This window comes from Thalassovita aquimarina, from assembly GCF_018219815.1.
Lineage (GTDB): Bacteria > Pseudomonadota > Alphaproteobacteria > Rhodobacterales > Rhodobacteraceae > Thalassobius > Thalassobius aquimarinus.
Window position 1 is genome coordinate 1 of the sequence record NZ_JADMKU010000037.1, and the last position, 10,817, is coordinate 10,817.

At 62.6% G+C, this 10,817-nt stretch carries 7 protein-coding genes and 1 pseudogene; 7 read left to right on the plus strand and 1 reads right to left on the minus strand.

Translation table 11 applies throughout. The features are described from left to right. Positions 1 to 440 precede the first annotated feature (440 nt). The 7 genes from arsB (at position 441) to IT775_RS20755 (ending at position 9,503) form a co-directional block, all read left to right on the plus strand. A complete protein-coding gene (gene arsB / locus IT775_RS20725) occupies positions 441 to 1,448 on the plus strand; it encodes an ACR3 family arsenite efflux transporter (RefSeq protein ID WP_212703159.1) in 1,008 nt (335 codons plus the stop codon). 95 nt (positions 1,449 to 1,543) lie between these two features. Beyond that, positions 1,544 to 2,395: a PhnD/SsuA/transferrin family substrate-binding protein gene (locus IT775_RS20730; protein ID WP_212703160.1), complete on the plus strand. Its 852-nt coding sequence runs from the start codon at positions 1,544 to 1,546 to the stop codon at positions 2,393 to 2,395. Next, positions 2,392 to 3,816 carry a sensor histidine kinase gene (locus IT775_RS20735; RefSeq protein ID WP_212703161.1) on the plus strand — a complete coding sequence of 475 codons (1,425 nt, stop codon included), beginning with the start codon at positions 2,392 to 2,394 and terminating at the stop codon, positions 3,814 to 3,816. The genes IT775_RS20730 and IT775_RS20735 overlap by 4 nt, the downstream gene beginning before the upstream one ends. Next, positions 3,813 to 5,033 carry a sigma-54-dependent transcriptional regulator gene (locus tag IT775_RS20740; protein ID WP_212703162.1) on the plus strand — a complete coding sequence of 407 codons (1,221 nt, stop codon included), beginning with the start codon at positions 3,813 to 3,815 and terminating at the stop codon, positions 5,031 to 5,033. The genes IT775_RS20735 and IT775_RS20740 overlap by 4 nt, the downstream gene beginning before the upstream one ends. 151 nt (positions 5,034 to 5,184) lie before the next feature. Next, complete coding sequence (locus tag IT775_RS20745; protein WP_212703163.1) at positions 5,185 to 5,703, plus strand: arsenate reductase (azurin) small subunit; 519 nt, start codon at positions 5,185 to 5,187, stop codon at positions 5,701 to 5,703. 13 nt (positions 5,704 to 5,716) lie between these two features. Beyond that, positions 5,717 to 8,182, plus strand: coding sequence for an arsenate reductase (azurin) large subunit (locus tag IT775_RS20750; protein WP_212703164.1), 2,466 nt, complete (start codon positions 5,717 to 5,719; stop codon positions 8,180 to 8,182). A gap of 67 nt (positions 8,183 to 8,249) precedes the next feature. Then, a complete protein-coding gene (locus IT775_RS20755) occupies positions 8,250 to 9,503 on the plus strand; it encodes a molybdopterin molybdotransferase MoeA (protein WP_212703165.1) in 1,254 nt (417 codons plus the stop codon). A 375-nt stretch (positions 9,504 to 9,878) separates the two neighbouring features. On the opposite strand, the pseudogene IT775_RS20760 reads toward IT775_RS20755, so the two are convergent. Beyond that, positions 9,879 to 10,817 (minus strand): annotated as a pseudogene (locus IT775_RS20760) (IS3 family transposase); the annotation flags it as partial.

Below are 10,817 nucleotides of genomic sequence, written 5' to 3' on the forward strand. Positions count from 1 at the left end.
GGGGTGGAGCAGCCCGGTAGCTCGTCAGGCTCATAACCTGAAGGTCGCAGGTTCAAATCCTGCCCCCGCAACCAAAATTTACCCTTAGATTACAGTGTGATGGCGCCCCAAGGGGCGCTTTTTGCGTTCGGAACTTAATACCTTGTGCTATGGCGGCGCTGCTTTTTATGGGGTTGGTCTTCTGGGTGAAACGTCCAGCCCTAAGGAAAGGGCGGAGAGCAAACCGCTCGCTGAGCTTACTTGCCATTGAGCACGACAGGGACGATGGAGATGGCGCAGTTGCGCGCTCGCTCGCAGGTAATAACCGAAGCGGGCCCGAGGCTGACGAGCCACGCTTGACTCTATCAGAGATAAGCGCGCTACTTTCGAGCTGTTCAGGCGCTCTTGACCCGGTAAATGGTAAATATTGAACATGTCATACTGACCACCAGGAAACCAAGATGACCGCATTTGAAAAATACCTCAGTCTCTGGATCGCTTTGGCGATGATCGCTGGCATTGCGTTTGGCAGCGTCATGCCCGGTCTTGTGCAGATCATCGCCGAAGCAGAGGTCGCGCGCGTCAATCTCGTTGTCGCGGTCCTTATCTGGGCGATGGTTTATCCGATGATGGTCGGGGTGGATCCCGGCGAGTTGAAGAATGTCTTGCGCCAGCCCCGCGGCCTGGGGGTCACTCTGGCCGTCAACTGGCTGATCAAGCCGTTCACGATGGCATTTCTCGCCGTGCTCTTTTTCGAGAGCGTCTTCACCGATTGGATCGCGCCGGCGGACGCGCAGCAATATGTCGCTGGACTGATCCTTCTGGGTGCGGCCCCCTGCACAGCAATGGTGTTTGTCTGGTCGCAACTTACACGCGGAGACGAGAACTATACGCTTTTGCAGGTCTCCGTGAACGATATCGTGATGGTCTTCGCCTTCGCACCGATTGTCGCCTTCCTGCTCGGCGTCACCGAAATCGCCGTGCCCTGGGAAACGCTGCTTCTGTCCGTTGCGCTGTTCGTGGCGCTTCCTCTTGCCGCCGGCGTCTGGACACGGCGCCTGCTCGGGTCATCCGATCGCATCGAAGCGTTTCGTGACCAGATCAAACCGTTTTCGGTCGTCGGACTGATCGCGACGGTGGTGATCCTGTTCGGATTGCAGGGGCAGGTCATCCTTGATCGGCCGCTGGTGATTGCGCTGATCGCGGTCCCGATCCTGATTCAATCCTACGGCATCTTCTGTCTGGCGTATGCCTCGGCTTGGCTTCTGAAAGTGCCGCACCGTATCGCCGCCCCCTGCGCATTGATCGGAACGTCAAACTTCTTCGAGCTTGCCGTCGCCGTTGCGATCAGCCTTTTCGGGCTGAATTCCGGCGCTGCCTTGGCCACCGTCGTGGGCGTGCTGGTGGAAGTCCCGGTGATGCTTTCGCTTGTCGCCTTTGCGAACAGAACCCGGACGCGCTTTTCCTGAGAACCGTCCGGTGTCAAACCGGGAAACCCAGCAAGAAGGGGGGATTGCTCCACAGAGCGTATGAGGCGTAGGCTGCCAGGCGGGAGGAAATATTCATGAAGCGAAGGGAGTTGATCGCGGGGATCGCCGCGTCGACCGTTCTGCCGTCGCCCTCTGTGCTGCGGGCCGAGCAGCTTTTCCGGCTCGCCCTGACGCCGGTGTTCCTTGATAACGACGCGGTCGTGATTGCGCGGCTTCGCGACGCGCTCTCGGCAGGAATGGGGCGGGATATCGACCTTGTGCAGCGCAGGACCTACCAGGAAATCACCGGTGCGCTTCTGGATGGTTCCGTCGATGCCGCGTGGGTCTGCGGCTTTCCCTTCTTGCAACACCGGTCCCAACTTACGCTGCTCGGCGTGCCGATCTGGCGCGGCCAGCCACGTTACCAATCCTATCTCATTGCCTCGGTCACAGATGAGGCTGCCGGTCTCGAAGACCTGCGCGGCGGCATGCACGCCTTCTCCGATCCCGACAGCAATTCCGGCTTCCTTGTCACGGCCTCGGATCTTGCTCGGATGGGCCAAGCGCCCGACACGTATTTCGCGCGCACCATCTTCACTTGGGGGCACAGGAACGTGGTGCGGGCGGTGGCCGGTGGCCTGGTCCGTTCGGGCAGCGTCGACGGCTATGTCTGGGAAACCCTCGCTGCGGTCGAACCCGAGCTCGTGGCGCGAACGCGGATCGTGGCAAAGTCCGAATGGCTCGGCTTTCCTCCCTTCGCGGCCCGAACCGACCGGATGGCGGATGCGGATGTCTCGGCGCTGCAGCGGGCGTTGCTCGCGATGGACCGGACCGACGCCGGGCGCGCCGCGCTCGATCTGCTTTTCCTTGATGAGATTACGGAGCCCGACATCCGTCTTTTCGACGGTATCGCCGCGCGTATGGCGGTACTGGAGCAAGCCGGATGAGGCAGGGTACCCTCAGCCGTATCCCGATCACGCTTCGGGTCGCCCTTGCGATGGGCGCGCTGATGATTGCGCTCGGGTTGGTCGCATCGCAACAGGTGCTGCGCTCGCTCGGCCGCCTGCACGATGACAGGCTGCGGGAAATCGCGCGGCTGCATGTCGAGGGGCTGTCAGTCGCGCTTGGGCCTCTTGTCCTGCACAAGGATGTGTGGGAGGTATACGACACGCTGGACCGGGCGCGGGCGGCTTCCGATGGCCAGCGGATGCTGTTTACGGTCGTGGCGGACGACCGAAACAGTGTTCTGGCCGCGACCGATCCGTTGCGTGCGCCGGTCGACAGCGATGCCACGCCGTTTTCCGAAAATGCGTCGGATTTGTCGGGGCTGACCGCATCGGGAAACGCCCAGCAGGTCCGGGTCCGCGCGCCGCTTCTGGTTGCCGGACGCATGGTTGGTCAGATCGTCAGCGAAATCGATGTCGGCGACCTCGTGGCCGAACGGAAAAGGATTACGCTTTATCTTCTTCTCGCCAATGCGGGGGCCACTTCTTTGCTTGTCTGTGCGGGATACTTCCTTGTCGCGCGGATGCTCAAGCCGGTGGCGCTGTTGGCCCAGCACATGGATGATGCAGGCGGCGCGCCCAGCCGAATACCGGAATCGGAGATTCCGAAGTCGGACACCGAATTGGCCCGGCTGCTTCGGACATTCAACGCGATGACGGGGGCGATCGACGCCCGGGCCGAGGCCGAAAGACGCCTTGCCGAACGCGAACGCTTCGTCAGCCTCGGGCGGTTGTCCTCGTCGCTGGCGCATGAGATCAACAACCCGCTTGGCGGGCTTCTGAATACCGTGGACACGATCCGCGCCTATCCGAGCCGGCCCGAAGTGGTGCAGAAATCCGTCGATCTTCTGGAACGCGGCCTTGTGCATCTGAAGGACGTGAGCCAGGCGATCCTAGAGGAGAACCGCCTCGACCGGGCGGGGCTTCCATTGCGGCTAACGGATTTCGATGACTTGAAGCTGCTGTTCGAACCCGAGGCTGCACGGAAGGGCCAGAGTCTTGACTGGCAGGTGCAGGCGGACACTGATGATCTGTCGTCCCTGCCAGCCGCTCCGGTGCGGCAGATCGTTCTCAACCTGCTTCTGAATGCGTCGGCGGCGGCGCCTGAAGGCGGCAGCATCAGCCTGCGTGTACGACCTGACAACAATGATAGTGTGAAACTGACCATCACCGATGACGGCACGGGGTTCAGCGCGCAGGATCGCGACCGCCTGATGTCCTCGGCCCCGGTCGCGCCCGGCGGCGGCGTGGGATTGCGGCTTGTTCATGATCTAGTCGCCGGGCTCGACGGGCGCATACAGCATGTCCGCGATGCCGGCCGGACTTCGCTGGCGGTCATTCTCCCAAAGGGACGAACGGCATGACACTGACGGGGCGGCATATCGTTCTTGTCGAGGATGACGAGATCATGGGCGGATCGATTCACCAGCGCCTTGAACTGGAGGGCGCCTCCGTTACCTGGGTCAAGCTGATGGGGCGCGGGATATCCGCGATCAGGACACCGCGACTGCCGGTTGACGGAGTGGTCTGCGACATCCGTCTCCCCGACGGGACCGGGGAAGAACTTTACGAAGTCCTCTGCCGCACTACGACCCCGCCGCCGTTTCTGTTTATCACGGGCCAAGGGGGGATCGACCAGGCTGTGCGGCTGTTGCGGGCCGGAGCGGCGGATTACGTCACCAAGCCGTTCGACATGGGCGGTTTTCTGGATCGGCTGGCGCGGATCCTGCGCCCCGAAGAAAACGTCGATCTGCCACCTCAAACCGGAATTTCAGCCGCAGCGCGCCAAGTCGATGCGCTTGCCGCCGAGTATGCCACAGGCGACTATCCGATCCTGATCCGGGGCGACAAGGGGCTGGGGAAGGCCCGCTTGGCGCGCAGGATCCACGACCTGTCGGACCGGCGAGCCGCCCCGTTCATCGAGGTCAATGCACACCGGCACGACATCGACGATCAGGCGCTGACAGAGGCCATCGCCGAGGTGGGCGAAGGAACTCTGTATTTCAATGGATTGGAGAACCTTGCATCGGAGACGCAAGACCATCTTGTCGAAACTCTGGCAGCAGGCACTCCGTTTCGCGCCTTGGTGTCGGCGTGGCCTGCCGTCGATGCGCGCGTTACCGCAGGGGAACTGCGAGCGGACCTTCTCTATCTGTTCAAGGCGCACGAGGTTTTCATTCCCCCGCTTTGCGAGCGGCCGGAGGATGCCACTTGGCTGGCCAATCAATTCTTCGAGACGCTGAATAATCGGCGCGACCCACCGCTCAAGGGTCTATCCTCTCATGCCGAAAATGCTATCCGCGCCTACGACTGGCCGGGAAATGGGCGGGAACTTCGGGCGCGGCTGCTCCGGGCGGTCGAAGCCGCTCAGGGGGAATGGGTGTTCCCATCCGATATCTTCCCCGAACTCGGAGCGGAGAGCGATCGCTTCTCGACGCTCTCCGAAGCCCGCGACGCTGCCGAGCGGCAGCAGATCATCGCGGCACTGAGCCGGACTGATGGCCATATCCTGGAAGCGGCCAAGCTGCTGAAGGTGTCGCGCACGACTCTGTGGGAAAAGATGCAGAAATTCGGCCTCTGATCCGCTGTTGAAAACGTTCGGATTTCCGAACGCTCTGAAAAATCGTTAAAAATCAATAAACAGCCGCACTGCGGCATCCGTTTCTTGGGTGTCGGCAGCGCCCGTGCTTGTGCCTACCATGGTATGCAGAAAAGCAAGGGAGGGTTTTTCCATGAAATGTAATCGGCTGGTCGATGCGGGCCGTCGTCAGTTTCTGCGCGGCAGCCTGGTGGGCGCCGCGGGGGCTGCGGCGTCTACGGTGCTGCCTGCACAACAGGCGCAGGCCCGGAGCCTGGCGCGGGTGGATTACCCGGCCAACAGGCTCGCCAATATTTCCGAGCTCGTGGTGAACGAGCCGATGGATATCGAATATCCCGATGCCGACAGCCCGGGCGTGTTGCTCAAGCTCGGTCAGGCGGTGGAGGGCGGCGTCGGGCCGGATGGCGATATTGTCGCCTATTCGGTGCTCTGCCCGCACAAGGGATGGATGCTCAGCTATAGCGCTGAGGATCGGACGCTGAACTGCCCCGGCCACCACTCACGGTTCGACGCGGAAGCGGGCGGTCAGCAGATCTGGGGCCATGCCACCAACAACCTGCCGCAATTCGTCCTCCGCGTGGACGACGCCGGCGACATCTATGCCGAAGGGGTGGACGAGCTGATTTACGGCCGTCTGTCCAACGTGTTGTGAGGGGGGAAAATTCATGGCTTACAAACGACAGATAGACCGGCTTCCGATCATCCCGGCGGATGCGAAGGAACATAACGTAACCTGCCACTACTGCATCGTCGGCTGCGGCTACAAGGCTTACACATGGCCGATGAACAAGCAGGGCGGCACCGCCCCCGGCGAGAACAAGTTCGGCGTGGACCTGAGCGAACAGCAGTATCAGGACACCGAAGCCTGGTACGCGCCGTCGATGTACAACATCGTCAAGCAGGACGGCAAAGACGTGCAGCTGGTGGTGAAGCCGGATGTAAATTGCGTGGTCAATTCCGGGCTTGGGTCGATCCGCGGCGCGCGGATGGCCGAAAACCGCCCCTCCAAGGTGACGGGGACGCAGCAACAGCGCCTTTCCGAACCGTTGGTCTGGCGCAACGGCGTCTGGCAGCCCACGACCTGGGACGACGCGCTGGACCTCGTGGCGCGGGTTACGGCCCGGGTGGTGACCGAAGGATCCGAGGATGATCTCGTGGTGTCGATGTTCGACCACGGCGGCTCGGCCGGCGGGTATGAGAATACCTGGGGCACCGGCAAGCTCTATTTCGAGAGCATGAAGATCAAGAACTGCCGGATCCACAACCGCCCGGCCTATAATTCCGAGGTGCATTCGACCCGGGACATGGGCGTGGGCGAACTGAACTACGCCTACAAGGATTACGGGCTGACCGACACCATCTTCATGGTCGGCGCGAATTCGATGGAGACCCAGACCAATCTCTACCTGAACCATATGGTGCCCGGACTTCAGAACGGGGCGAAGTTCATCGCGGTGGACCCGCGCCGCACCCTGACGATCAGCGCATCCGAGCAATATGCGGGCAAGGAAAACGTCCTGCATCTCGCGATCAACGAAGGCACCGACATGGCGCTGTTCAATGCCATCCTGACCCATATCGTCGACAACGGCTGGGTGGATGCGGAGTTCGTCGCCAATTCGACCTTCCAGAACGGCGAAGCGGTAGCGCAGGGCAGCGCCCATCCGGCAGGGCTTGGCAGTCTCGACTTCGCGATGGAAAGTTGCCGCACCTCGGTCGAGGAAGCGGCGGAGATCTGCGGCGTCCCGGCCGCCGACATCGTCAAGGCCGCCGAATGGATCGCCAAGCCGCATGACGACGGCAGCCGCCGCAAATGCGTCACGGCCTATGAAAAGGGCATCATCTGGGGCAACGACAACTACCGTACCATCGGCGCCTTGGTGAATATCGCCCTGGCCACTGGCAATATCGGCCGCGAAGGCGGTGGGGTCTGTCGTCTGGGTGGCCATCAGGAAGGTTATTACCGCCCGTCGGATGCCCATGTCGGGCGCCCCGCCGAATACATCGACCAGTTCCTGATCCGGGGTCTCGGCGGTGTGCATCACATCTGGGCCTGCGACCACTACAAGACCACGCTGAACGCATCCGAGTTCAAGCGGGTTCACAAGCGCCGGTCCGACATGGTGAAGGACGCGATCGACGCCGCTGCGGGCGGCACCCGCGAACAGGTGGTCGACGCGATCGTGTCGGCGATCAACGCGGGCGGGCTGTTCGTGGTGGACGTGGATATCATCCACAGCCAGATCGGCCAGAACGCCCATGTCATCCTGCCGGCCTGCGAAGCCAACGAGATGAACCTCACCTCGATGAACGGCGAGCGGCGGATGCGCCTGTCGGAACGCTACATGGACCCTTTCGGCAATTCCAAGCCGGACTGCCTGATTGCCGCCGGCATCGCCCAGAACATGGAGCGTGTGCTGCGCGACATGGGCAACGATGCCTATGCCGACCAGTTCAAGGGCTATGACTGGCAGACGGAGGAAGACGCCTTCATGGACGGCTACAATCAGGGTAATCCGGAAGTGACCTATGACCGCCTGCGCGCGATGGGGAACAACGGGGTCCAGGAACCGGTCGTGGGCTACGAGAACGGCCAACTGGTCGGGACCGAACGGCTTTATGCCGACGGCACCTTCGACCGGCACGGGCGCGACGACAAGAAGGCGCTGTTCTGTGCCGCCGGTTGGCGCGGCTGGCAGGCGCCGGGCAAGGCGCGCGAAAAGGCCGCCCACAGGTTTTGGATCAACAACGTCCGGGCCAACATCTTCTGGCAGAACCAGTTCCTGGATCAGGAAAATGACTTCATCCAGGACAGGTTCCCGCATCCCTTCGTCGAGATGAACCCCGACGACATGGTCGACCTGGGCCTGAACCCGGGCGACCTGCTGGAGATCGTCAACGACAACGGCGTGACCCAGGGCATGGCCTATCCGACGCCGACGGCCAAGCGCGGCCAGGTGGCGATGGTGTTCGGCTCGCCGGCGGGCAGCCAGGGCAACGTGGTCAACCCCGGTGTGAACGAACTGGTGCTGCCGGATTACAAGCACTGCTGGGGGGACATCCGCAAGATTGCGAATGCGACACCCGAGACGCAGGCCATTTCCTTCAAGTCCAAGGAAGTGGTGCTCTGATCATCGCAAACCGCGCCCGCCCCGAAAACGGGGCGGGCGTTTTTTCATGCGCACAAGGGAGGGCGCCATGGCCCAGCCAGATTTTTGTTCCACCGGGAAAACAGGGGCAACGCTGTCGGTCGATGCGGCGCGTCTGAGAACCATTGCAGCCGTAGCGCCCGTGAGAGAGGTGGAGGAACTACCGCTCGATCTCGCCCTTGGCCGCGTTCTGGCAGAACCACCCGCCGCGCAGGTCAACCTGCCCCCTTTCGACAACGCCGCGATGGACGGCTATGCGGTTTCGACCGGTGATCTTGCCGGGCATGGCCCCTGGCGGCTTCCCGTTTCGGGCAGGATCGCGGCGGGCGACACCAGATCGATCAGCCTTCGGCCCGGCACGGCGGCGCGGATTTTCACCGGCGCCCCGATCCCCGAAGGCACGGATGCCGTCATCATGCAGGAACGCGTGCGCCGCGAAGGCGACACGCTGATCGTTTCGGAAGCCCCGCGCATATCGCTCAACATCCGGCGCCGGGGTGAGGATTGCCGCGCGGGCGAACCGCCGCTGCCCTCCGGTCACCTGCTGACCGCCCCGCGCCTGGCCCTTCTTGCGGGAACCGGTATTCCCGAGGTCCCGATCTTCCGCAGATTACGGGTCGGCCTGTTCTCTACGGGCAGCGAGCTGCAGGAACCGGGGTCGCCGCTGCGGCACGGCCAGATCTACAATTCAAACCGTGTCATGCTGCGCGCGCTGCTCACGCAACCCTGGATCGACCTGACCGATTACGGCATCCTTTGCGATGATCCCGGCGCGATCCGGGCAACCATCCGCCGCGCGGGTGAAGAGAACGATGTCGTCATTTCCTCGGGCGGGGTGTCGGCGGGCGAAGAGGATCACATCCTCGACGCCCTGCGCCGTGAGGACGCCACGCTGGACGTTCTGAAGGTGGCGATCAGGCCGGGCAAGCCTTTGACCGTGGGGCGGGTCGCGAACGCGCTCTATGTGGGATTGCCGGGCAATCCCTATGCCGCGGCGGTGACCTTCAGCCAGATCGCGCGGCCGGCGCTGCGCAAGGCCGCGGGGATGACCGTGGTGCCGGATAACTGGATTCCGGCTGTGGCTGGTTTCGACTATGACCGGACTGCGGGCCGGCGTGAATATGTCCCGGTGACATGGGACCAGCGCGATGCCATGGGCAGGCCAATCCTTCGGCGTCTTGGACGGGGCGCGTCGGCCAGCCTCAGTCCGATCGCGATGGCGCGCGGCATCGCCGCAATTGACCCTGACATGCCGCGTGTCAGTGCAGGCCAGCCGCTGCAGGTGGAGCCGCTTCTCGAATGACCCCGATCCTGACCGCAATCCGCGCACGCAGATCCGTCAGCCCTCGCTGCCTGACGGGCCGTGCTAACTCTACTGATGAACTTACTCGCCTCGCGGAGGCTGCGGCAGCCGCTCCTGACCTCGGCAGACACGGGCTTTTGCATCTGGTTGCCGTTGCCCCCTGATCCAGGCCGTGCAGGTGTAGAATCCGTCCCGGTTTCTTCCTGTTGATTTGGTTGCGGTCGCTCTCGCCGCCACCGTCATCTTCTGGCGGTGAAAATCAATGGGTCTGGAGCTTGGCGAAGCATGAGATGCGGTAGCGTTCGGACGGAAAGCAGGCGAAAGTAATCCGCGCGGAATTCTGATCAGCCCCACCTGAGTGGTCCAGTTTGAGTGTTAGTGCATGACTGGCCTTGGGTCCATCGGGACGATGGTTTCCAGGGCCGGAGGGCGGTAGCCCAAAGCACCGTGTGGTCATTTCGTGTTGTAGTGATTCCTCCATTGCTCGATGAGGATCTCGGCTTCCCGTAGGCTGTAGAAGATGTCCCCGTTCAGCAGTTCATCGCGGAAACTGGCGTTGAAGCTTTCGCAGTAGCCATTCTCCCAGGGTGACCCGGGTTCGATGTAAGCGGTCTTGGCGCCGACGGCCTTGATCCAATCCTGGACGGCCTGAGCCACGAACTCCGGGCCGTTGTCGGACCGGATGTAGGCTGGCACACCCCGCATGATGAACAGGTCGCTCAAGGCATCGATCACGTCGCCCGAGTTCAGCTTGCGCTTCACCTTGATCGCCAGGCGCTCCCGGCTGTGCTCGTCCAGGATATTGAGCGTCCGGAAGACCTTTCCGTCCGCCGTCCGGCAGTGAACAAAGTCATAGCTCCAGACATGGCTGCGATGTTCAGGGCGCAGCTGGACACAGGATCCGTCCATTGCCCGGCAGGGCATTGCGAAGCAATGTCCCGAGAGGGTTCAGCCAGAGCCGTCCTTTCTTCGGTTGCTTCATCGGCACTTTCAGCCCCTCTCGCCGCCACAGACGTCCGACCCGCGTGTCATTCACTTCCCAGCCGGCTTCTCTCAGCAAGGCCGCAATGCGACGATAGCCGTAACGGCCATACTGACGGGCCAGTTCAATCATGTCCGTGACCAGCCGAGCCTCGTAGGCCCGGCCTTGCGGCACCTTCCTCTGCGTGGATCGGTGCTGCCCCAGGACACGACAGGCGCGCCGCTCGGACAGCCGGAACCGGGTGCGGACATGATCGATGCAAGCACGGCGGCGAGCGGGGCTCAGGGGCTCCGCCCGTTCCGGCCTGAAACGGTCCACTGGACCGTTTCCGA